Origin of the sequence: Streptococcus sp. HSISS3, assembly GCF_000448605.1 — a bacterium.
In the GTDB taxonomy this organism is placed as follows: domain Bacteria; phylum Bacillota; class Bacilli; order Lactobacillales; family Streptococcaceae; genus Streptococcus; species Streptococcus raffinosi.
This window is the reverse complement of the sequence record NZ_CM002130.1, coordinates 1295108-1317139: the sequence shown is the minus strand read 5'-3', so window position 1 is coordinate 1317139 and position 22032 is coordinate 1295108. Positions and strand designations below refer to the sequence as shown.

At 41.3% G+C, this 22032-nt stretch carries 21 protein-coding genes and 3 pseudogenes; 13 read left to right on the top strand and 11 right to left on the bottom strand.

Annotation, left to right across the window (positions count from 1 at the left end; genetic code table 11):
* Positions 1 to 34 precede the first annotated feature (34 nt).
* Both HSISS3_RS06120 and HSISS3_RS06115 read left to right on the top strand, forming a co-directional pair.
* The gene (locus tag HSISS3_RS06120; RefSeq protein ID WP_002888763.1) at positions 35 to 433 is read left to right on the top strand and encodes a DUF948 domain-containing protein; all 399 of its coding nucleotides are present in this window, start codon (positions 35 to 37) and stop codon (positions 431 to 433) included.
* A 12-nt stretch (positions 434 to 445) separates the two neighbouring features.
* Positions 446 to 891: pseudogene (locus tag HSISS3_RS06115) on the top strand (YtxH domain-containing protein).
* A gap of 135 nt (positions 892 to 1026) precedes the next feature.
* Here the strand turns inward: HSISS3_RS06115 and HSISS3_RS06110 are convergent.
* Positions 1027 to 1323, bottom strand: coding sequence for a DUF3270 domain-containing protein (locus tag HSISS3_RS06110; protein ID WP_008534218.1), 297 nt, complete (start codon positions 1321 to 1323; stop codon positions 1027 to 1029).
* Between the two features lie 236 nt (positions 1324 to 1559).
* On the opposite strand from HSISS3_RS06110, the gene HSISS3_RS06105 reads away from it, so the two are divergent.
* The 3 genes from HSISS3_RS06105 (at position 1560) to HSISS3_RS11655 (ending at position 4188) form a co-directional block, all read left to right on the top strand.
* Positions 1560 to 2489, top strand: coding sequence for a peptidase U32 family protein (locus HSISS3_RS06105; RefSeq protein WP_008534219.1), 930 nt, complete (start codon positions 1560 to 1562; stop codon positions 2487 to 2489).
* Positions 2490 to 2584: 95 nt separating this feature from the next.
* Complete coding sequence (locus tag HSISS3_RS06100; RefSeq protein ID WP_021145677.1) at positions 2585 to 3871, top strand: peptidase U32 family protein; 1287 nt, start codon at positions 2585 to 2587, stop codon at positions 3869 to 3871.
* Positions 3871 to 4188: a CHY zinc finger protein gene (locus tag HSISS3_RS11655; protein ID WP_021152077.1), complete on the top strand. Its 318-nt coding sequence runs from the start codon at positions 3871 to 3873 to the stop codon at positions 4186 to 4188. Before HSISS3_RS06100 ends, HSISS3_RS11655 begins: the two co-directional genes overlap by 1 nt.
* Positions 4189 to 4234: 46 nt before the next feature.
* On the opposite strand, the gene HSISS3_RS06095 is transcribed toward HSISS3_RS11655, so the two are convergent.
* Positions 4235 to 4774, bottom strand: coding sequence for a biotin transporter BioY (locus HSISS3_RS06095; protein WP_021152076.1), 540 nt, complete (start codon positions 4772 to 4774; stop codon positions 4235 to 4237).
* Positions 4775 to 4868: 94 nt separating this feature from the next.
* Positions 4869 to 5153 carry a hypothetical protein gene (locus tag HSISS3_RS06090; protein WP_037613096.1) on the bottom strand — a complete coding sequence of 95 codons (285 nt, stop codon included), beginning with the start codon at positions 5151 to 5153 and terminating at the stop codon, positions 4869 to 4871.
* Between the two features lie 121 nt (positions 5154 to 5274).
* On the opposite strand from HSISS3_RS06090, the gene HSISS3_RS06085 reads away from it, so the two are divergent.
* On the top strand, positions 5275 to 5487 hold the full coding sequence (locus HSISS3_RS06085; RefSeq protein WP_004183933.1) for a YdbC family protein: 213 nt from the start codon (positions 5275 to 5277) through the stop codon (positions 5485 to 5487).
* Positions 5488 to 5526: 39 nt separating this feature from the next.
* Here the strand turns inward: HSISS3_RS06085 and HSISS3_RS06080 are convergent, their stop codons facing one another.
* From HSISS3_RS06080 to lysS, 3 genes are all read right to left on the bottom strand, one after another.
* Entirely contained in the window at positions 5527 to 6861 is a 1335-nt protein-coding gene (locus tag HSISS3_RS06080) for an Nramp family divalent metal transporter (protein WP_021152075.1), read from the bottom strand.
* A 447-nt stretch (positions 6862 to 7308) separates the two neighbouring features.
* On the bottom strand, positions 7309 to 7854 hold the full coding sequence (locus HSISS3_RS06075) for a DUF7832 domain-containing protein (RefSeq protein ID WP_021152074.1): 546 nt from the start codon (positions 7852 to 7854) through the stop codon (positions 7309 to 7311).
* A 53-nt stretch (positions 7855 to 7907) separates the two neighbouring features.
* Entirely contained in the window at positions 7908 to 9398 is a 1491-nt protein-coding gene (lysS, locus tag HSISS3_RS06070) for a lysine--tRNA ligase (protein ID WP_021152073.1), read from the bottom strand.
* A 218-nt stretch (positions 9399 to 9616) separates the two neighbouring features.
* Between lysS and HSISS3_RS06065 the strand changes: the two genes are divergently transcribed.
* The 4 genes from HSISS3_RS06065 (at position 9617) to HSISS3_RS06050 (ending at position 13159) form a co-directional block, all read left to right on the top strand.
* Positions 9617 to 10948 carry a LysM peptidoglycan-binding domain-containing protein gene (locus HSISS3_RS06065; protein WP_021152072.1) on the top strand — a complete coding sequence of 444 codons (1332 nt, stop codon included), beginning with the start codon at positions 9617 to 9619 and terminating at the stop codon, positions 10946 to 10948.
* Positions 10949 to 10961: 13 nt separating this feature from the next.
* On the top strand, positions 10962 to 11420 hold the full coding sequence (locus HSISS3_RS06060; RefSeq protein WP_021152071.1) for a hypothetical protein: 459 nt from the start codon (positions 10962 to 10964) through the stop codon (positions 11418 to 11420).
* 355 nt (positions 11421 to 11775) lie between these two features.
* Positions 11776 to 12678, top strand: coding sequence for an HAD family hydrolase (locus HSISS3_RS06055; protein ID WP_004183924.1), 903 nt, complete (start codon positions 11776 to 11778; stop codon positions 12676 to 12678).
* Between the two features lie 58 nt (positions 12679 to 12736).
* Complete coding sequence (locus HSISS3_RS06050; protein ID WP_021152070.1) at positions 12737 to 13159, top strand: hypothetical protein; 423 nt, start codon at positions 12737 to 12739, stop codon at positions 13157 to 13159.
* A 97-nt stretch (positions 13160 to 13256) separates the two neighbouring features.
* On the opposite strand, the pseudogene HSISS3_RS06045 reads toward HSISS3_RS06050, so the two are convergent.
* From HSISS3_RS06045 to HSISS3_RS06025, 5 genes and pseudogenes are all read right to left on the bottom strand, one after another.
* A pseudogene (locus HSISS3_RS06045) lies at positions 13257 to 13894 on the bottom strand (histidine phosphatase family protein).
* Between the two features lie 2 nt (positions 13895 to 13896).
* Positions 13897 to 14369 (bottom strand): annotated as a pseudogene (locus tag HSISS3_RS06040) (aminoacyl-tRNA deacylase).
* A gap of 113 nt (positions 14370 to 14482) precedes the next feature.
* Entirely contained in the window at positions 14483 to 15427 is a 945-nt protein-coding gene (locus tag HSISS3_RS06035; RefSeq protein ID WP_021152067.1) for a glycoside hydrolase family 25 protein, read from the bottom strand.
* Positions 15428 to 15619: 192 nt separating this feature from the next.
* Positions 15620 to 16009, bottom strand: coding sequence for a hypothetical protein (locus tag HSISS3_RS06030; protein ID WP_021152066.1), 390 nt, complete (start codon positions 16007 to 16009; stop codon positions 15620 to 15622).
* A gap of 214 nt (positions 16010 to 16223) precedes the next feature.
* Positions 16224 to 16850 (bottom strand): Pr6Pr family membrane protein, encoded by a 627-nt coding sequence (locus tag HSISS3_RS06025; RefSeq protein ID WP_021152065.1) that lies wholly within the window; start codon positions 16848 to 16850, stop codon positions 16224 to 16226.
* A 109-nt stretch (positions 16851 to 16959) separates the two neighbouring features.
* Here HSISS3_RS06025 and HSISS3_RS06020 point away from each other — a divergent pair, with 109 nt between their 5' ends.
* The 3 genes from HSISS3_RS06020 (at position 16960) to HSISS3_RS06010 (ending at position 22023) form a co-directional block, all read left to right on the top strand.
* Entirely contained in the window at positions 16960 to 18117 is a 1158-nt protein-coding gene (locus HSISS3_RS06020; RefSeq protein ID WP_021152064.1) for an Mbeg1-like protein, read from the top strand.
* A gap of 30 nt (positions 18118 to 18147) precedes the next feature.
* Positions 18148 to 18912, top strand: a complete 765-nt coding sequence (locus HSISS3_RS06015; protein WP_021152063.1) for an SDR family oxidoreductase — start codon at positions 18148 to 18150, stop codon at positions 18910 to 18912.
* A gap of 120 nt (positions 18913 to 19032) precedes the next feature.
* Complete coding sequence (locus HSISS3_RS06010) at positions 19033 to 22023, top strand: type I restriction endonuclease subunit R (RefSeq protein WP_021152062.1); 2991 nt, start codon at positions 19033 to 19035, stop codon at positions 22021 to 22023.
* The last annotated feature ends 9 nt before the right edge of the window (positions 22024 to 22032 follow it).

The following is a 22032-nucleotide window of genomic DNA, read 5'->3' as shown; positions in this document are numbered from 1 at the left end:
GTTTTTCTTTAAAAGGTAAAAAGGAGTCCAAAAAATGGCAGAAATTGCATTTCTTATTATCGCAATCGCTCTTGCAGCCTTCTTAGTTGCATTGATTCCAACACTACTTCGTACACGTCATGTGGTCAAAGAAGTTGAAGAAACGGTTGCTGTTCTACGCACAGATATTAATGTCACACTTCATCAGACTAATGAAATCTTGGCTAAAGCTAATGTTTTGGTCGAAGATGTCAACGAAAAAGTTCAAACCATCGATCCACTCTTTGTGGCAGTAGCTGAGCTTTCTGAAAGTGTTTCTGATTTGAATACTGAAGCCCGTTACCTTGGTGCTAAGGCAAGCGCTGCAGGTGCAAGTGTTGGTAAAGCTGGTTCAGCCTACGCTGTTGGTAAGATAGCCTCAAAACTATTTCGTAAAAAAGACAAGAAAAAATAAGGAGGTCTTTTCATGAGTAAATTTCTAAATACCCTAGTTATTGGAGCAGCTTCTGGAGCTGCTGCAGCTTATTTCTTCACTACTGAAAAAGGTAAAGCCGTTAAGGCTCGTATTGATGAGGAGATTGCCTCATTCAAAGAAGATCCTAAAGCTTACCAAAACCAAGTGGTGGAAAAAGCTAACGACTACAAAGATTTGGCAGTTGATACCTTCCAAGACTACAAAACAAAATTTGAAAATGGTGATATCACTGCAGATGATTTGACAAAAGCCGTTCAAGAAAAAACAGCTCAAGTTGCTGAATTTGCAAAAGATAGCTTTGAATTAATCAAAGAAAAACAGCCCAAGTGACACCTGAACAAGCAGATGTGGAGGCTAAAACACAAGCTATGGTTGATGATATCGTGATTGATATCAAAGATATTTCTGAAGCAGCAGCAGAATCAGAAGCAAACTAAAAAAGAGCCCGCTGGGCTTTTTTTAGTGCTTGGAAAAGTTAAACTGGACTTCTATGTTAGTCAGGACTTCAAAGACATTTGTCATTGAGTGACAGTATTGTCTAATGAAATGACAAGAAAAACGTTGACCCGAAATCAACGTTTTTTTGCTTTATAATTTTCGATAAGGAAGTAAATGCCAACCTGTCCCAGGATGCTAATTGTAATAGCCCAGAAAAAGGCCCAGAAGGAAGCCACCTGTGCTACCAAGAAAAGGAAGGCAACTAGGACTGTTGAAATACAGAAGCTTGAGATACGTCCGAAGAAAATCATATCTTGTAGCTTAATACTATTATTGTTTAAGCCTTGATAATCCTGATAACTAGTCATTTGTGAGCTATCACTCTCAAGATCTTCCATGTGATCAAATTGACGGTTTAAGTTGTCAGCCATGTCTGCCTCCTTTCTATATCAGATACCTAAAACACTTTAAGTGTTGGCAAAATAACTCGGTCAGTATTTTACTATTTAGAATCTCATTAATAATACCATAAAAAAATTGGACTTGCAAAGTTTTTTTGTATTTTCTCTAAAATTGAGTATTATAAAACTAAATATAAATATCTAAATACACGTAAGTGGACTAAAAATTCTAAAATAATCAGGTCATTTGTGCTATAATGTAAGTTATGGAAAAAATAGTGATTACAGCGACAGCTGAGAGCTACGAGCAGGCACGTGAGCTCCTAGAACTTGGCGTAGATCGTATTTACATCGGCGAAAAAGCCTTCGGCCTTCGTTTGCCAAAGCCTTTTTCATTCGCAGAAATGCGAAAGATTGCAGAGCTGGTACATGAGTCAGGTAAGGAATTAACTGTTGCAGTTAATGCCCTCATGCACCAAGGTATGATGGATGCTCTTCCAGACTACCTTGATTTTCTTGAAGAAATCAAGGCAGATTATATTACGGTTGGTGATGCGGGAGTTTTCTACATCTGTAACCGTGACAATCGTCCCTTCAAAATGATTTATGATGCTTCAACCATGGTAACCTCTAGCCGTCAGATTAATTTCTGGGGCAAACAAGCAGGAGCTTCTGAAGCAGTTTTGGCTCGTGAGATTCCGTCTGCGGAACTCTTCATCATGGCTGAAAATCTTCAAATTCCAGCTGAGGTTTTGGTCTATGGGGCAAGTATCATTCACCATTCCAAACGTCCGCTTCTTCAAAACTATTACAACTTTATCAAAACAGATGAATCTGTTACTAAAGAACGTGACCTTTTCCTCTCTGAGCCTGGAGATCCAGATTCTCACTACTCAGTTTATGAAGACTTGCATGGAACACATATCTTTGCCAACAATGACCTGGATATGATGACCAAGCTTTCAGAACTCATCGAACATGGCTTTGACCACTGGAAATTGGATGGTGTTTATTGTCCGGGTGAAAACTTTGTAAAAATTACTGAGTATTTTGTGAAGGCTCGTGACCTCATTGAAGCTGGCGAATTTTCACAAGACCAAGCCTTCCTTTTTGATGAGGCTATTCACAAATTACACCCAGCCAACCGTGGTTTGGATACAGGTTTCTATGATTATGAACCTGACCGTGTAAAATAAACATACTTCCTCCTTCGTTTGAGAGTTTTCCATTTTCAGGGAACGAAGGAGCCTTCTAAAAACTAAAATCGACAATCTTGCAAATTGGAGAAATTATGACTACAACTAAAAAACGCCCAGAGGTTTTGGTACCTGCTGGGACTTTGGAAAAATTAAAAGTCGCTGTAAATTACGGCGCAGATGCTGTTTTCGTTGGTGGACAAGCCTATGGTTTGCGTAGCCGTGCCGGAAACTTTACCATGGATGAACTTCGTGAAGGTATCGAATACGCTCACGCTCGTGGTGTTGATGTGCACGTTGCTTCAAACATGGTTACCCATGAAGGAAATGAAAAAGGTGCTGGTGAGTGGTTCCGTGAATTGCGTGACATGGGACTTGATGCCGTTATCGTATCTGACCCAGCCTTGATTGAAATCTGTTCAACCTACGCTCCAGGACTCAATATCCATTTGTCAACGCAAGCATCTGCGACAAACGTTGAAACCTTCCATTTTTGGAAACAGTATGGCTTGACCCGTGTTGTTTTGGCACGTGAGGTTACTATGGAAGAATTGGCCGAAATCCGTAAACGCACGGATCTTGAAATCGAAGCCTTTGTCCACGGTGCTATGTGTATCTCATACTCAGGTCGCTGTACCCTTTCTAACCATATGTCAGACCGTGATGCCAACCGTGGTGGTTGCTCTCAGTCATGCCGCTGGAAATACGACCTTTACGACATGCCATTCGGTCAAGAGCGCAAGAGTATTCATGGTGAAGTTCCTGAAGAATACTCAATGTCAGCCGTTGACATGTGTATGATTGAAAACATCCCAGACCTTATCGATAATGGTGTTGATAGCCTTAAAATCGAAGGTCGTATGAAATCTGTCCACTATGTTTCGACGGTTGCCAACTGTTACAAGGCTGCCTGTGACGCCTACATGGAAAGTGCAGAAGCCTTTTACGCCATCAAAGATGATTTGATTGATGAGCTTTGGAAAGTTGCCCAACGTGAATTGGCAACTGGTTTCTACTACAAGACACCAACAGAAAACGAGCAACTCTTTGGTGCTCGTCGTAAAATTCCACAATACAAATTTGTTGGTGAAGTCGTTGACTTTGACCCAGCAACTATGACAGCTACAATCCGTCAACGTAACGTTATCCTCGAAGGTGACCATGTTGAATTCTACGGACCAGGTTTCCGTCATTTTGAGTGTGACATCAAGGACCTTCACGATTCAAATGGCAATAAGATTGACCGTGCACCAAACCCTATGGAACTTCTTACTATCACTGTGCCACAAGAAGTTAAACCTGGTGATATGATTCGTTCAACCAAAGAAGGTTTGATTAACCTCTACCAAAAAGACGGTTCAAGTAAAACTGTTCGTGCCTAATGACGAAAAAAATAAACGGTCTTTTAGTAGATGATGAAAGCAGGTGCCAGCATTATCACACAGAGCTTGATATTGTTGCCTTAAAATGTTTCCAGTGTCAAAAATATTATGCTTGTTATCAGTGTCATGATAGCTTGGAGGACCACAAGTTTAGAGCCTATCCTTGTCAGTTGAAGGAGGACAAGGTTCTTATTTGCGGTGTTTGTAGGCACGAAATGACGATTGAGGAGTACCAAGAGGCAGTAGCCTGTCCCAATTGTCACAGCTCCTTTAACCCAGCTTGTTCAAAGCACTATGACATTTATTTTGCAAAATAAAAAGATTGAAGATTCTGTTCCAACGAACAAAGTCTTCAATCTTTTTTTAGTTAAAGTAGCTATGATTTTTTAGTGCTTTTAAGACTGGCTTAGTCACCAAAGAGACGATGAGTCCTTTTAACAGGTCAGGAATGATAAAAGGTGTCAAACCGACAGCTACGGCTGTAGACCAACCCATATTTCCCAGGAAGTGAAGGGTGAGAATTCCACCGACAAATACTGGGACATCTCCTAAAACAAAAGCCAAAAAGATTTTCCAAATGGGTGTATCAGCATTGGTCAGTTTAGAAGTGATAAAGGCGAAAAAGGGATAGGCAAGTATATAACCAGCTATTGGACTAAAGAAGGTTTGAAAACCACCGCTACCTCCTGCGAAAACGGGTAGACCAATTGCACCGAGAATAAGATAGAGGAGAGCAGCAAGAGTAGCTTCCCTCGGTTTAAAAATGGCAGCCACCAGTCCTACAGCAAAGGTCTGTAAGGTGATGGGCACCGCTCCTATCGGAATGATGATTTGTGATAGGGCAGCAATGATAGCAGCTCCAAAGGCTGGAATAATGATATAAAGTGTACGATTCTTTGACATTTTTAGTTAACCTCCATTCATACAACAGTTAACTTATTATAGCAAGTAGTATATTTTTAGTCAACTGAAAAATAAAACGAAGTTAACTATTTCGTTAACTTCGTTGTGGTATGATTTTGAGACGTTTAATGTCTTTTAGTTCAATCATGCTGATAACCTTATCTTGTTCGATGAAGAGTGCTTGTCGTTCCCTGTCATAACGATTGATGTACCCTTTATAAATCTTTTGGTTAGACGTCAGCATGACCATCTGTTTATTATCAATAGCATCGTAGATATCATTAATAAGCTGATTCTGCAGTAGGTGGACAGGTTTGCTGTGACCTGTTTCCACAAACTGATGAAGCTGATGCTTTACCGCTTCTAAAAAGTTTATCATGGTCATTTCCCTCGTTTCTTGTTAAAATAATTATAGCATGAAAGGTGAAATTTTGTGGATAAGTTAGTCAAAATCGCACCATTTTCACAGAAAAAACGAATAAACCTAGTGGAGGTACAAAATGGCAGAATTTTCATTTGAAATTGAAGAAAAACTCTTGGTCTTGTCCGAGAACGACAAGGGTTGGACCAAGGAACTTAACCGCGTGAGCTTTAACGGAGCACCAGCCAAGTATGACATCCGTAGCTGGAGCCCAGACCACACTAAGATGGGTAAAGGTATAACCCTTAGCAACGAAGAATTCCAAGTTCTAGTTGATGCCTTCAAAAAATAAGAAATAAGGTCAGCAGAAGAGCTGGCCTTATTTTTGTGTTTAAAACGTATCAAAGATAAGTTTGAGATTAAGAATGGTTAGGATAATAGCGATGGCATAGCCAAGCAAAGTATTCCACTTGGCATTGACGTGTTTTCCCATGAGTGATTTTTTAGAAGTATAGTAAATCAGAGGGAAAATAGAGAATGGCAAGGCAAGTGAAAGGAAAACCTGAGAGTAAACCAAAAGTTGATCCAAAATCTTTTCTTGATCACCGTAAAGAATGGCTACGATGATGACAGGTAGGAGGGCGAAAAGACGTGTGAACAAACGAATCACCCACTGAGGCAACCTCATATGAAGGAAACCTTCCATAACAATCTGACCTGTCAAGGTTCCGGTGATAGTAGAGTTTTGACCACTAGCCAAGAGCGCCAAGGCAAAGAGTGTTGAAAGTGTCGAACTAGCTACCGCACCGGCAATCTTAGAGTCTTGAAGGGCATCGTACATTTGTGAAAATGCCGAAATATCAGAAGCATGACCATAGAAGAGAGCCGCCCCCAAAATCAAGAGGAGGGAGTTCACCACAAAGGCCAAACTCAACTGAATATTAGAATCCCAAGTCATGAAGCGCACAGACTTGGTTACATCTTTTCCATCAGTGTGGTCTACCTTACGTGTCTGAGATACGGATGAATGTAAGTAGAGGTTGTGAGGCATAACCGTTGCCCCGACAATCCCAAGTGCCAAGGTCAACTGGTTGGTATGTCCAGGAGCATGTGGCTCAAATAGAGTCGCTGTAGGGAGATAGCCCTTGAGAATTCCTGTTATACTAGGCTCGGACAAGGCCACTAGATAGACAAAGATAATCAAGATTGTCAAAATTAAGGTAGAAACAATCGCTTCGATTTTCTTGAAACCTAGCTTCATGATGAGTAGTAGCAGGAAGACGTCTAGGACAGTTGCCAGAATGGCAATCATGATTGGGATACCAAAGAGAAGGTTTAAGGCGATGGCAGAACCAAGCACCTCAGCCAAGTCCGTCGCCATCAAGGCTAACTCCAAGATAACCCAAAGCGTGTATCGCAACCATTTTGGCGAGTGAAAGGCAGTAGCTTGCGCCAAGTCCATCTGGGTTACAATCCCTAATTTCCCAGACATTTGTTGCAACTGCATGGCAATCAAAGAGGAAATTAAGATAATGAAAAGCAAACTGTACTTGTAGGTTGCACCACCAACAACACTGGTAATCCAGTTTCCGGGATCCATGTATCCCACAGCCACTAGTGCCCCAGGCCCTAAGAAAGCCTTGAGATTTTGCCAAAAACGGTTATTATTTGGTGTATCAATTGATTGGTTCACTTCAGAAAGTGAAACCTTTTTTAAAGATGTCATAAGCACCTCTTTCTAAGTCTTATCTGAATGGAAGTGTCACTATTACCACTCAGCCAGACAACCTAATTATAACACTATGAGAAAGATGTGCAAGATTTTGCAAGACGTTGGCATATTTGTCAAATCTGACTTTTTAGCATTGGCTTTTTATACTCAACTATAAAAGTAGAGTATTTAATGGATGAGGGAGGAAAATCAGCCAGATAACATACTTGCGAACTACATGGAGCATCTTAAAAATCCTAGGATGTCAGGAGATTACATCGGTCTCTGGAAGTCTCTTTAGTTAGTACAAAGAAAACAAAGCATGGCTTTATCTTGCTAAACAATACGCTATCTATGAAGTAGCACTCCTTACATGTCAATCAGTTTGGGTATCAGTATCAAAAGCAACATTCTGGACATAAGAAAATGCTTCTCTCAAGTTGAGAGAAGCGTTTTTAGATATTATCTGATGAGAGCGCTATATTGACTGAACATCTCGTTAATATCATCTTCAACCAAGTGATAGATTTTCCAGTCAAATTCAGTTTTCGCAACATCATCAACCAAGACTGTATAGCAAAAATCCATATAATCTTCATAAAAATCAGAGATGAAGGGGAGGAGTATGTCACTAATGTCAGTTAAATAGAGTTTTTCATCAAGATGTTTAAAGAGATAGTCTGTACCTGTAATCTTTTCATTCTTGAGTTTTTGTGCATCCTCAAGGTTAAATCCATCACTTTGGGGATTCAGAAAATCATGTTTTCCTAACCAAGCTACGAAGATACTGAGATGAAAAGCAGCTCTTTTACTAATCTCTTGCATATCTGATTGGCTTAGTTTTTCTGAAGGGATATCGTTTTCTTCACAATAGAATACCAGGGCATGATCGAAAAAATAATCTGTGCGGTCTATGGGAAAGTCTACTTGGCTTTCTTCTATTTTTGTATCAGACTGTTCACCCACACTTGATTTTTTCTTAAATAGGGACTGTAATTTTTTGAACACGTTTATACCTCATATAAAAATATCCCATTATTTGACTAATGGGATATCACTTTTTATTTCATCGTTGGGAACAACAAGACATCACGGATGGTTGTTGTGTCAGTGAGAAGCATGCAGAGACGGTCGATACCGATTCCGAGTCCACCTGTTGGTGGCATACCGTATTCGAGGGCTTCAACGTAGTCGTAGTCGATGCCTGTTGCTTCGTCGTCACCGAGTTCTTTAGCAGCAGCTTGTGCTTCGAAACGTGACAATTGATCAATTGGGTCGTTCAATTCGGTGAAGGCATTTCCGTACTCTTTTGTCATGATGAAGAGTTCGAAACGGTCAGTGAAGCGTGGGTCTTCTGGGTTTTTCTTAGCCAATGGAGACACAGCAACTGGGTGACCGTAAACGAAGGTTGGTTGAATCAAGGTTTCTTCAACGAATTCTTCAAAGAAGGCGTTGATGATGTGACCAACTTCAGTGTAGTGTTTTTCAACAGGAACATTCTTTTCAGCAGCGATAGCTTTGGCTTCGTCCAAAGTCATTTCTTGCCAGAAGTCAACACCAGTGATTTCCTTGATAGCGTCAACCATGTGGATACGTTTGAATGGTTCGTTGATCTTGATTTCAGTTCCTTGGTAGTTGATAGGTCCGTCACCTTTAACGGCTTTAGCAGCGTGTTGGATGATACCTTCAGTCAAGTTCATGATATCGTGGAAGTCAGCGTAAGCTTGGTAAACTTCGATAGATGTAAACTCAGGGTTGTGAGTAGCATCCATACCTTCGTTACGGAAGATACGTCCAATTTCGTAAACACGTTCCATACCACCCACGATGAGGCGTTTGAGGTGGAGCTCAGTTGCGATACGAAGCACCATGTCAATATCTTGAGCGTTGTGGTGAGTGATAAATGGTTTAGCAGCAGCACCACCAGCTTCATTGTGAAGAACAGGTGTTTCAACTTCAAGGAAACCTTGGGCATCAAGGTAACGACGGATTTCAGAAATGATTTTTGAGCGTGTCACAAAGCGGTCAAAGCTGTCACGGTTAGAAATCAAATCAAGGTAACGTTTACGGTAGATGGTTTCAACATCTGAAAGTCCGTGGAATTTTTCAGGCAATGGACGAAGGGCTTTAGACAAGTGTGTGATGTGGGTAGCTTTAATAGAAAGTTCTCCCATATCTGTACGCATGACTTCACCTTCGATACCGAGGAAGTCACCAAGGTCTGCTTTTTTGAAGATTTGGTAGTTTTCGTCACCGACCGCATCTTTACGTACGTAGATTTGGATTTGACCATCACGGTCTTGAATGTGGGCAAAGCCAACTTTACCTTTACCACGTTTTGTCATCAAACGACCTGCGATAGTAGCAGTATCGTTGATTTCGTGCAATTCTTCTTTTGTTTTATCAGCGTATTTGTCTTTTAATTGACCAGATGTAGCTGTGCGTTCGAATCGTTTACCAAAAGGATCAATTCCTTGTTCAGCCAAGGCCGCCATTTTCTCACGACGGACAATTTGTTGATCGTTTAATTCTTCCATGTGTTGATTTGACATGTTAGTCCTCCATAAAATAGTCGTTACCATTGTATCATAAATAGCCCTCTAAAGATAGGAGAAATGGTTGAATGTCAGAGGGAAAATTCTCTATTTTTAGAAAAAATAGAGAGATAGCATTAATCTTTGATTAGAAAGTTACAGAATTTATTGACAAATATAATAAGCCAGGTGTACAATATCATGGTAAGTTTCGTATTTAATAAGGAGGATATACGATGAAAAAGAAAAATTATGTTGGTAAGGCCCTTATGTTTGGTGCTTTACTAGCACCTATTGGGATGCCAACGGTATCTGTTTTGGCAGATAGCTTTTATCAAAATCAAACGAGTGCTCATGCTGCGGACATTACAAACTGGATTGCCAGCACACCTGAACAAATTACAAATAATTTGACAACTCAAAATATCAATCCAAAACAATTGAATGGTCAACAATACGTCATTCAATGGGGAGATACTTTGTGGGGAATCTCTCAAGCTACTGGTATTTCAGTTGAAAAATTAGCTTACGATAACAATATTCAGAATATTGACCTTATCTATGCAGGTGATGTTCTTATCTTGAATCGTGATGGTCAAGTACCAACTGATTACCATGTGACTGGTAGCGGTCATCGTTGTGCAAACTCTAAAGTAGTTATCAACAACTACTATGGAGACCACAACCGTGTTGTCATCAAAAATACGACATTTGTATCTGATGACCACTCTAAGACTACAGTTATCTATGCACCAGATAATTCTGACAATAGTCTTTCATTCTCAAACACTAACAATAACTCAGGTGACAAAGATACCAAAGATACTAAAGATACCAAAGATTCTAAAGATAGCAAGGATTCATCTTCATCATCATCAGAATCTAAGGAATCTAAAGATGCTTCATCAAGCTCATCAAGTTCAACAAGTGGATCATCATCTTCTACTTCAAGCTCAACAGCAAGCAGTAGTGAAAGCAAACCAAGTACAGAAAGTTCTAAGGAAAAAGAATTGTCTGATGATGCTTTCCAAGATAAGGTTCAAAGCGAATTCGAACAAGTTTATCAACAAAAACGCTCAGGTAGCCCAGCATGGTCTTTCTTCTCACATGTGACTGACACAGCAGGTGGTAACACTGAAGCTAAGAAAGATACTGAAAGCACAGCTCTTTACCGTCAAGGTGAAACACCTAAGGCAGAAGATATCGTTGATGGACCTAAAGATGGTGCCAAAACTGAATCTAATGCCAAAGCTCTTGCAGAAAAAATCTATGATGCCCTTAACAGAGACAGCAAGATGTCAGATTTAATCAAGGCAAAATATGCGCAAATCAAAGTAACTTACCAAGGCGATAAATGGACCTTCAACGTTGACGTTTACAAAGAAAAAGAAAGCTCATCATCAAGCTCTGAAAAATCATCTGAATCTAAGGATTCTTCAAATAATGATTCTCAAACAGAATCACGCATGAGCTCAAGTTCTTCAAGCGACGACCATTCATCAAGTTCTTCAAGTCATAGTGATTCAGACTCAGATGCAACTTTTGATGACCTAAATGGTGATAACTAGAGAGGGGCTAAGCATGTCAAAGAGAAATATCATTATTAGTGTGATTCTTGCCTGCCTTGTGATTACGGGTACTGGTTTCGGTGCTTTCTATTATTGGGGCACACACCATTTAGATAGTGTTGTACCTGGTAAGGTTTATCAATACTCAAGCTCACTTAACGGTGAGGTCAATAACCGTGTCATGTATGTTGCCTTCCAAGAAGGTGGTAACAAGGCGATTGTCGGTCAGGACCGTACAACCGTTCTTAATGCCGCTAAAAGTCAAGGCGATTTTGACAAGGCCTACAATGATCAATCAGCTAAATGGGAATACAGCGTAACGAAAACAACGCTTACCCTTGGTAAAAAAGAAAATGATCAAGTGTCACAATGGCAATACAACAAGGTCTTTGCTTATGGTGACCACTTCACATCAAAAGACTTTTTCTACCAAATTGCTAAAGGTGGTCAAGGCGAAGTTAAACAAAAATGACTTTTAAAGAAATTCAATAAGCATTAGATTCGTTCAAAATGCTTGAAGGTTTGGGACCTGGTGTTCCAAACCTTTTTTAATGCCTTAACACCCTTAGAAAATAAACGAGATTACCTAAAAGAAGTGAAGTGGAAAATTGAAAAAATAGAGTAAAAACGATATAATAAGGCTGTTTGGGCAGTTGCATGCAGGTCAAATAAGACAGGCAGGACTGGCTATGTACAGTTGACCTAAAGCTAACTTTTGCCGGGCTGAGAAACAGTTATAAGGCTGGCTACTTTTTCTGTCAGTCAGTGTACTTACTAATGTGTTTAAGTCCCTGGAGAAGAGAATTGATTCAAGAAAGAATGGACAGATGATTACTTCTATTGTTTTTGACGTTGACGATACTATTTATGACCAGCAGGCGCCTTATCGTATTGCCATGGGAAAATGCTTCCCTGACTTTGATATGGCACACATAAATCAGGCCTACATTCGTTTCCGCCACTATTCTGACGTTGGTTTTCCACGTGTAATGGCCGGTGAGTGGACAACCGAGTATTTCCGTTTTTGGCGCTGTAAAGAGACACTTTTGGAGTTTGGTTACCGTGAAATTGATGAAGCAACGGGCAATCATTTCCAAGAGGTTTATGAGCAGGAGTTGGAAAATATCACCATGCTTGATGAGATGCGCATGACCCTTGATTTCCTCAAGGAAAAGAAGGTTCCAATGGGCATTATTACCAATGGCCCAACAGAGCACCAGCTTAAGAAGGTTAAAAAGTTGGGACTTTACGATTATGTAGATCCTAAGCGTGTTATTGTTAGTCAAGCGACTGGCTTCCAAAAACCAGAAAAGGAAATCTTTAATCTTGCGGCTGAACAGTTTGACATGAATCCGTCAACAACATTATATGTCGGAGATTCTTATGACAATGATGTCATGGGAGCCTTCAATGGTGGTTGGCATTCGATGTGGTTTAACCACCGTGGCCGCAGCCTTAAACCAGGGACTAAACCAGTTTTTGATTTGGAAATCGATAATTTCGAGCAACTTTTCGGAGCTGTCAAGGTACTTTTCGACCTTCCTAATAACAAATATATTTTTGATATTAACGATAAAGAAAATCCGGTTCTGCAACTGGGCATCAATAATGGTCTCATGATGGCAGCTGAGCGTCTTCTTGAGAGCAATATGAGTATTGATAAGGTGGTTATCCTTCTTCGTTTGGATGCCAATCAAGAAAAAATTATTCGTATGAAATATGGCAAATAAATAGAACGGTCTTGAATGGCCGTTTTATTGTCTAAAGAGTGATAGAAGGAGATTGAAAATGACAGAAAAAAACAGCCTGAGACAGGATGTTGAAGCACTATGTGCTGAGCGTGATGCCCTGGAAAAAGAGGTAGAAGCACTTAAAGCTAAACGTGATGATCTCTTTGAAGGTGTTAGAGATGCAGAACAGATGAAAAGTGTTGCCTGGGATTCATTTTATGCATTGGCGGATCACCTCAAGGCTGAAGAAAAGCAAAGAGAATTTGCTAATAATTATTGGGAGCATGTTTCTGGGGATCTCAAGATAGACATGGAATTTGTCTTAAGTCGTGGTCTACGGTTTAAACGGTTACTGTCTCAAGGACAGTTTGAACTGGTCTCACAGGAATTAGACGTTTTTGAAAAGGAATTAGACGATTTGGCTCGCAGTTTTGGTGTTGAGCTTGATCGCCTACCAGTGGAACCTAGCCCTATAGATTAGTAAGGTATTGCCCTTAAAGTGTTTTTTTAGGGGCTTTTTGAATAGCAAAAAAGCGATCTTGAAAAGAATCGCTTGCTTTATCTTGTTAGACGATGATTTAGCTGATTTTGTTTTCTTTATCCATGTAAGATGTGTCATTCCAACGTTTGAGAGTGAAATGTTCGCAATCTTCTGTTTCAAGAATAGTGACCGATGCGTTGTCGAGACCACCAGCCTGACGGAGCAGACCTGGCTCAAATCCCAAGAGGCTACGAATCGAAGCTGTTAAATTAGCTCCGTGCCCAACGAGGAGAACGTTTTTAGCATCACTATATTTAAGTGTTTTGATTAATTGGGCGACACGTTGAGTGGTGCTATAAACAGACTCTGCATGGAAATCTTTAGCACGGAATTTGGCTAGATTATTGCGAAAAGCGTGCATTTCTTGTGGATAAATCGATTGGACCAATGAAATCTTTTGGCCTTCGAGTTTACCCAAGTTCCATTCACGCAGTGCCTTTGTGTAGGTAACCTCAACCTTACTTTTTTGAGACTCAATAATGAGTTCCGTTGTTTTTTAGCACGTGGTAGATCACTTGAAAAGACTAGGTCAAAATGTGTGTCACTGAGATAGCGACCGAGCTCACGTACTTGTTCAATTGATTCTTCAAGTAGAGGCGAATCCCCTTTGGCACCTTGAAGACGTCCTTCTAAGTTCCATTCAGTTTTACCATGACGAACGAAATATAGTTTCATAATTACTCCTTAATATCAGCGAATTCAGCTTTGACAAAATCAGCAAGGGCCTGACTATTGATACGGATAGAACGCCCAATTTCTCCTGCTGAAACAATGAGAAAACCAGCTTCTCGTGCCGATTGATCAATGTAGATAGGAAAATTGTGTTTTTGACGAATGCCCACAGGATTGTTAGCTCCATGTACATAACCTGTCGTTTTTTGGAGATCCTTTTGTGGAATCATGTGAACTTTCTTGTTCCCTGAAATCTTAGCTAGTTTTTTTCAGATAGATGTTCAGTGATAGGAACGATACCAATGACGGGTCCCGTCTTATCACCGTTGAGGGCGAGAGTTTTATAAATGCTCTCACGTGCCACATCCTCTGGAAGCTCACCTTCTAACCCATTGAAGGCTAAGCTGTCATGGTCAATTTTAGCCTTATCAAGAATTTGGTCAACCAAGGTCTTCTTGACTTTGCTTTTCTTTGCCATTATTATATCTCCTTCTAAAATTGTGCATTTCTATCATTCATTATAACACATTCGACTTGACACGCCTAAGCCAATTTTGAAAAGAAAAAAATCAGTGTCCGAGACACTGATTTCTACTGACTACTAGACATCCTTGAGGAGCTAGATGAGCTGGTTACAGTAGCTGAGCTAGTTGAACTTGACGATTTAGTGGTCTTGTTTTTAGTTGATTTTTTCTTAATCTTACCAAAGAGTTTCTCAAAGGTTTTACGTTTGTTTTTATCAGGATTGATTTGGTTAAGATCTAGGATATTGTCGAAACCAGGAAGGCTTCCTTGAGACGTGTACTGGTGAAGGTCATAGTCAATCTCAGTATTTGGCAGGGCCTCATAGTAGCCTGAGTCGGTACCGTAGGCTGGAATCCACACGGCATCAAAGTTTTTAGTGGAAACTTCTTGCTCAAGCATGAAATAAGCACCAATGTAAAGACCAACATTTTCAGCTCCAAGACGTTTGAGTTCGGCTCGAAAGGCCTGGACACCTTCATCCATGTTAGACATGGTTTCCTCTTCAACGTCAATCCAGTAATAGGTAGGTTTGTATGGAGAAGCATTTTTGTAGAAAATACGAGCTTCTTCCTTCATCTCCTTTACAGAAGTACCTTGTGCGTAGGAATAGACGGCGACTGGAACGTCACGTTTTTTGAGTTCTTTGATATGTGTTTTAAAAGATTTGTCAACCCCATTTGAGCTGGCGGCATTGCTATCCTTGCTAATCTGTGATCCACCGAAGACGCGGATAATAGCACCAGAAATATGATTTGACAAGACATCGTAGTCGATATCCTGAGGTAGTTGCCAACCCGAAAGGTCAATAATGGGATTAAGCACGAGCTTCTCATTAGAGCTACTAGATGGACTGGTTGTTGTTTTGGGCGCTGTAGCAGAAGGAATAGCCGATTTCACGTTCTCGAGATGCGCCTGCTGTTTGGACGTATTGTGAATGTTTTCAATAACTAATGCTAATCCTAAAAGAGCTAGAACCACGTAAACAACGATCGGTTTTATTCTTTTTCTCATTACTTTCCATTCTACCTTAAATAGCGTAAAAATGCAAAATAGTCGGCTTATAAATTATGTGAGTTATATTAAAGTAACTGATTTTTAAAAAGCTTTAGTAACGCTAGTTCACACTGATTTGATGAAGGTATCCCTAGGGATTTAGTTGTGAATTAAGTGAATATTTCATTTATTTAAGACGGATTTTTAGCCTTATTTGTCAGCTTCTTCCTTAAAACTGGCGCCACTAGTGGCATCTGACCAGGCTACCAGTGCTTGAGCAGAGCTATCCAGATAGGTCTGGAGAGGTTGCTTCAAATCAAAAATCGTCTCCCAAAATCCTAAGATTCGTCCTTCTTGGTCTGTTGAGGCTTGATAAGTCTGGATGAGGATTTGCTCAAAACTATCTGTCGGAATGGGATAACTAATGGTTTTGGTGGGAGAAGCTAGAACTTCAGACATGATCCAATCAGGCAGATTTTCAGCCTCACGGGGGAAGAAACTACCGTCAGCGCCACCATTGTCATAAAGAAAGTTTCCTTTAGCATCGTAGGCGGCTAGTTTATAGGGCAAGTAGTTCAGTAGTGTTGTTAAATCGTTCATACTGTCATGATAGCCTCTTTCATGACAAAAGGCAATGTTTTGACCTTTTGAAGCACTAGGTCTATAGCTTTCATGTGTTTTTGTGGGAAGAATAGGCCTACACTATTGAACGTCCAAAGTGACTTTTTATCGTGCTAAAAACGCTTGAAATTAATGACTTCAAGCGTTTTGGATTTCAATTCTGAGATTTGCTAAGAGAAATGGCCTTTGTCTATCAGTCGACTTTGCGTCCGATAAATCGTTTTAAGAAATAGATGAGATATCCCACAGCAATGTAGCCAGCACTAATTAGGAGGACATTAAGCAAAACCTTGTTCCAGCCCAACTTGTTGACATTGATAAAAAAGTAGGCGAAGGGACTATTTTTTGCGTGTGGAATAGGTAATTTTAAGACTAATCCATTGAGAAGGGCAAAGGCAAAATAGGCCAAAGGTGCTAAAGACCAGTAAAGGGGCTCACGCAGACGGTAAGCCTTTCGGGCATCAAAAACGAGGGTATCAAGCACCAATCCCCAGGGAACAATGTAGTGGACCAAAAGGTTACGAACCGTCCAAAAGTCTTCCGGCTTGGTACTAGGGGCCAATAGAAAATGATAAATAACCCCTGTGATTAAGATGGCCATAGTGACACCACCCTTGTAACGTAAGAGTTTGATGTTGGTCGTTGCATCCCCTTTGTTGAAATCGTAGATGATAAAGAAAATCAAACTAGAGAAAACCAGGATATTGGACAAAACAGTGTAGTAGAGTAGCATGCCCCAACCATCATCATGGATTTGAATAGAGACCCCAACCAGACCACAAAGGGCTAGTAAGATACGGTAAAAACGAGAAATAGTCATAAGCTTCCTTTTCCTAATAAATAATCTCTTTTATCATATCACATTTTTCACTAACAATTTAGTGAAAATTCTAGTAAAATCAAAGTAAGAAAGACTTTAAGGAGTAATTATGGCCCATCTCATCGATTATCTTGAAAAGGTTGAGAATCTAACTTTTGACCAAGAACCTCTGAATATCTTGGATAAGGTTTGTATCAACGAAATCGGCTACCTGACCTATGAAAAATGGCTCACAGCCAGTGACTTAAAGAAGTCCATCAATTTACATGATTTCGCTGAGGGCAAGGAGTTAAATCCAGATTATTCCTTTATGGTGACCAAAGAGCGGGTGGAACTCGCAGAGGCTATAGTCAGGTCTAGGCGCTTTGCCAGTCTGAGTCTCAGTAACTACCGTAGTGTCTTGGACAAGGAGGTGGAAAAACAGTTTGCGGCGATGATTTTCAGCCTGTCTGAACTGGACTACCATCAGCTTGTCTTTCGTGGGACGGATGATAGTGTCATTGGATGGAAGGAGGATTTTCAGCTGACCTATAGTCGGGAAATTCCTGCCCATCGCTCAGCCATGACTTTTCTGGAGGACCACTTGCCGAATCTCAGTGGACGTATCACTGTTTCTGGCCACTCCAAGGGTGGGAATCTTGCCCTCTATTCAGCTGTTCAGAGTTCAACTGCCTTGCGTGAGAAAATCGCAGAGCTCTTGCTCCTGGATTCACCAGGCTTGATGAAGTCCCTCTTAGAGAAGCCTTCTTACCAAGAGTTGAAAGCCAAGATGATAGTTATTAGACCTCAAGATTCTGTCGTGGGGGTTATGCTCTATTGGGATAGACCTGCCCAGCTTGTCGCAGCAGAAGGCATCGGATTTGCGCAACATAACGCCTTGACTTGGGAGGTTGATTTGACGACAAATGATTTTGTTTATGAGGACCAGCCAACAGAGTTGAGTCAGCGTTTGGAAGAAACCTTCCAAGAGTGGATTGAGGCCTTGCCTAGTCAAGAACTCAAGCAAGTTTGCGATTTGGTTTTTGATACCATCCTTGATTCAGGTATTGAAAGCCTCGATGATATTGGCATCCAAGCCTTGCCACAGATAGGTCAGATGCTACAAGGATTTGGCAATCTCTCGGACAAACAAAAGAATGTCTTGCAAGACGGTTTCAACCAGTTACTTTGGATATTTTGGAAGTCAGGAAATAAAAAATCTACCCTGCCCAAGCTAGAGCTTCCTGATTTCATTAAGAAGTTAAGCGAGTTAAGGAATCACGATTAGAGGCATAGGGTGATAGAAATGGAGAATATGATGCCTAAAAATGTACTCATTACAGGAGCAACATCAGGAATTGGCGAAGCAACGGCGCGTGCCTTTGCCAAAGAGGGGGATAACCTGATCTTGACAGGGCGCCGTGTAGAGCGTCTTCAAGCTCTAAAAGCAGAATTTGAAGCGACCTATCCCAATCAAAAAGTTTGGACCTTTGCACTGGATGTCACTGATATGGATATGGTCAAAGATGTTTGCCAAGCCATTCTCAAAAGTGTGGGTCAAGTCCATGTCTTGGTCAATAATGCAGGTCTAGCACTAGGCCTAACAGCCTACCAAGACTATGAAGAGTGGGACCTGCTGACCATGCTCGACACCAATGTCAAGGGCTTGATGATGGTGACACGTCAGATTCTACCAAGTATGGTAGCTGCCAATGAGGGACATATCATTAATATGGGCTCTACAGCGGGCATCTATGCCTATGCAGGTTCAGCCGTTTACTCAGCTACCAAGGCCGCAGTGAAAACTTTTAGTGACGGGCTTCGTATCGACACCATTGCTACAGATATCAAGGTGACAACTATTCAGCCAGGTATTGTTGAGACTGACTTTTCTCAAGTTCGCTTTCATGGTGATAAGGACAAGGCAGCCAAGGTCTATCAAGGTTTGGAAGCCCTCCAAGCCCAAGATATTGCAGATGCTGTCCTCTATGTCACCAAGCAACCACGACGTGTCCAGATTTCAGACATGACCATCATGGCTAACCAACAAGCCACAGGGTTTACGATTCATAGGGGAGAGTAAATAGATAATAAAAACATAACCTTCGGGCTGTGTTTTTTGTTTGAATTTTCCCAAAACTATGAAAGAAACCGTGAAAATGCTATAATGTAAGGGATTACGACAATGTTGAAAGGATAAGTCATGCCAGCAGTTACTCCAGAACTTGAGATAGAACGTCAATTAATCGAGCAATTAACCTCTGGTGAGAGCCAGTGGACCTATCGCCAAGACTTAAAAAATGAAGGTCAATTATGGGATAACTTTTTTGAGAAGTTAGCTCAGAATAACGTTGCCCTACTTGCTGACCATCCCTTGACCGAGCAAGAAAAGCGACAAATCAAGAACCAGCTTAACTTCATTAACTATTATGAAGCTGCTAAGTGGTTGGCGGGTGAAAATGGTATTGCCAAAGTCGAGGTGCAACGTGAGGATGCTAGCCTTGGGACTATCCGACTTTCTGTCATCTGGCGTGACAATATCGCTGCTGGAAAATCCAGTTACGAAGTGGTCAATCAAGTCGAACGTGACAAGGCCTATCCTCAAGATCAGGACCGTCGTTTAGATACAACCCTGATGATTAATGGACTTCCTCTTATCCATATCGAGCTCAAGAGTCCTCGTGTGGCCTTTTTGGACGCCTTTCATCAAATCAAAAAGTATGACCGTGAAGGAAAGTTACGTGGCATCTATTCTGCCCTTCAGATGTTTGTTGTGACTAATAAGGTTGATACACGTTATATTGCAGCTGCACGAGAGGATAAGCTTAATAAACAATTCTTGACATCTTGGGTGGATAAAGATAATAAACCCATGACCAGTCTCATGGACTTTGCCCATGAGGTCCTGTCTATTCCACGTGCTCATCAGATGGTGATGCAGTACTCCGTTATTGATGATAGTAAGAAAGCCCTCATCCTCTTACGTCCTTATCAAATCCATGCCATCGAGTCTGTTCAGGATGCCTCTCGCCGTCAGGAATCAGGCTATATCTGGCATACCACGGGTTCTGGTAAGACCCTAACGTCCTACAAGGTGGCTCGCAACCTCTTGCAGATTCCAGCCATTCAAAAGACAATTTTCGTCGTGGACCGTAGGGACCTTGACCAGCAGACGACGTCGTCCTTTCTTTCCTACGCTGCCAATGATGTCATCGATATCGACGAAACGGACAATACCCATGATTTGGTCAAGCGTTTGGCAGGAAATGATAAGCGAGTGATTGTGACGACTATCCAGAAAATCACAACCATGATGCGCAAGTTCCAAGAAGGTAAATATCAAAAGGATTCGGAGAAAATCAAGGACCTCCGTGTGGCTTTTGTTGTGGATGAATGTCACCGTGCGGTTACGCCTCAGACCCCAAAAGACATCAAGGGCTTTTTCCACAATTCGCTCTGGTATGGCTTCACAGGCACACCGATTTTCAAGGAAAATAAACGAAAGCAATTAGGCGATTTGGCACAAACCACCCACCAACAATATGGCGAACGCCTACACGAGTATACGGTCAAAGAAGCCATCCATGACGGAGCAGTTCTGGGATTCAAGGTGGATTATCGAAATACCATTATTTCGCTGATTCCTGAAAAAGATCTTCCTGACTCTGTTTATGAAGATAAAGAGCACATGCTAGAAGTCTTGGATGCTATCCTAAACAAAAGTTATCAACAGTTGGGCTTTCCAAATGGTGTGGGCAAGACTTACGAGGCTATCTTAACGGTTAAGTCCATTCCACAAGCTCAGGCTTATTACAATCTGCTCAAGAGTATCAAGGCAGGACACGAACGTGTCAAGGTGTCAGAGCGAGCTAAGCGCGTGCTACCTGACTTTCCAAAGATGACGGTCACTTACTCAGTGTCGGAAAATGAAGAAGAGTCTATCGACTACCAAGACCACATGAAACAGGTCATGGACGACTACAATCAGGAGTTCGGTACCCATTTTAACATGGCTGATTTGCGTGGCTTTAACACGGATATCAATAATCGTTTAGCCAGAAAGTTAGATAAATACATTCCTCGCAATGAGCAGTTGGATTTGGTTATCGTCGTTGACCGTCTTTTGACAGGTTTTGATGCCCCATGTCTATCCACTCTCTTTATCGACCGTAAGCCCATGCGTCCACAGGATTTGATTCAAGCCTTTAGTCGCACCAACCGCATCTTTGACAGTAAAAAGCGTTATGGCCATATCATCACCTTCCAAAGACCAGAGGCCTTTAAAGAGGCTGTGGATAACGCCCTTAAACTCTACTCAAACGGTGGTGAAAATGACGTCACTGCCCCAGATTGGGAAGAGGAAAAAGCCAACTTCATCCAAGCCTGGATAGACTTTCAAGTAAAGGTGGAAGATGTGGAAAACTATGTCATCACGATTGAGCAAGCCACTAGCCCACAACTCCGTCGCATTGCCAAGGCTTACCAAACCTTTGACAAGTATCTGGCATCTATCCGTGTCTATAGTGAATACGATGAAGCGGCTATCTATGCGGAGACAGGCCTATCAGATGAAAAGCTTGAAACCTATCTGGGAATCTATCAAAATATCCTAGCAGAGCTCAAAAGCCGAGCAGAAGACGACGGTGATGATAATCTCTTTGATATCCACTACGAACTGGAATCCGTCCAAGTCGACGAGATAAACTATGCTTACATCCTGACCCTGATTCAAAGTATGATTCAGCAGGAGGAGGATAGTCCACAAGCCCTCAGTGACAAGGATATCGAAACGGTTGATAACTATATCCAGAGTCTGGAACGCACCAATCCTAAACTAGCCGAAATCATCCGAAACCTGTGGAAAGAAGTCCAAGCCAATCCCAAAGATTACCAAGGACAATCTATCACTGGTGTCTTGGACACTATGATTGAAGCCATCATCGACGACCATCTCAAACACTTTGCCAGAAAATGGTATGTCGGACTCGATGAACTTCGTTACTATGTCCAACACTATCGCAAGGGTGCTAAGAAGCAATCTGGAGAAAGCCAGCTCACCAAGAGCCAACGCTACAAAGACTACAAAGCAGAAACAGCTGATGCCCTTAACCCGCTCAGCTACAAAAAACACATCAAAGAAGCCTACACCAAACTCATCGAAGAGGTTATTGAACCCCTGAGAGTGGGGAGGTAGAGTAATAAC

Coding starts and splice junctions, on each gene's coding strand:
- HSISS3_RS06090 (WP_037613096.1), bottom strand. CDS start 5,153: ATGATAAACTTTTTAGAAGCGGTAAAGCATCAGCTTCATCAGTTTGTG.
- HSISS3_RS06020 (WP_021152064.1), top strand. CDS start 16,960: ATGGCCCATCTCATCGATTATCTTGAAAAGGTTGAGAATCTAACTTTT.
- HSISS3_RS06080 (WP_021152075.1), bottom strand. CDS start 6,861: ATGACATCTTTAAAAAAGGTTTCACTTTCTGAAGTGAACCAATCAATT.
- HSISS3_RS06065 (WP_021152072.1), top strand. CDS start 9,617: ATGAAAAAGAAAAATTATGTTGGTAAGGCCCTTATGTTTGGTGCTTTA.
- HSISS3_RS11655 (WP_021152077.1), top strand. CDS start 3,871: ATGACGAAAAAAATAAACGGTCTTTTAGTAGATGATGAAAGCAGGTGC.
- HSISS3_RS06010 (WP_021152062.1), top strand. CDS start 19,033: ATGCCAGCAGTTACTCCAGAACTTGAGATAGAACGTCAATTAATCGAG.
- HSISS3_RS06060 (WP_021152071.1), top strand. CDS start 10,962: ATGTCAAAGAGAAATATCATTATTAGTGTGATTCTTGCCTGCCTTGTG.
- HSISS3_RS06030 (WP_021152066.1), bottom strand. CDS start 16,009: ATGAACGATTTAACAACACTACTGAACTACTTGCCCTATAAACTAGCC.
- HSISS3_RS06085 (WP_004183933.1), top strand. CDS start 5,275: ATGGCAGAATTTTCATTTGAAATTGAAGAAAAACTCTTGGTCTTGTCC.
- HSISS3_RS06015 (WP_021152063.1), top strand. CDS start 18,148: ATGCCTAAAAATGTACTCATTACAGGAGCAACATCAGGAATTGGCGAA.
- HSISS3_RS06050 (WP_021152070.1), top strand. CDS start 12,737: ATGACAGAAAAAAACAGCCTGAGACAGGATGTTGAAGCACTATGTGCT.
- lysS (WP_021152073.1), bottom strand. CDS start 9,398: ATGTCAAATCAACACATGGAAGAATTAAACGATCAACAAATTGTCCGT.
- HSISS3_RS06095 (WP_021152076.1), bottom strand. CDS start 4,774: ATGTCAAAGAATCGTACACTTTATATCATTATTCCAGCCTTTGGAGCT.
- HSISS3_RS06120 (WP_002888763.1), top strand. CDS start 35: ATGGCAGAAATTGCATTTCTTATTATCGCAATCGCTCTTGCAGCCTTC.
- HSISS3_RS06025 (WP_021152065.1), bottom strand. CDS start 16,850: ATGACTATTTCTCGTTTTTACCGTATCTTACTAGCCCTTTGTGGTCTG.
- HSISS3_RS06100 (WP_021145677.1), top strand. CDS start 2,585: ATGACTACAACTAAAAAACGCCCAGAGGTTTTGGTACCTGCTGGGACT.
- HSISS3_RS06105 (WP_008534219.1), top strand. CDS start 1,560: ATGGAAAAAATAGTGATTACAGCGACAGCTGAGAGCTACGAGCAGGCA.
- HSISS3_RS06110 (WP_008534218.1), bottom strand. CDS start 1,323: ATGGCTGACAACTTAAACCGTCAATTTGATCACATGGAAGATCTTGAG.
- HSISS3_RS06035 (WP_021152067.1), bottom strand. CDS start 15,427: ATGAGAAAAAGAATAAAACCGATCGTTGTTTACGTGGTTCTAGCTCTT.
- HSISS3_RS06055 (WP_004183924.1), top strand. CDS start 11,776: ATGATTACTTCTATTGTTTTTGACGTTGACGATACTATTTATGACCAG.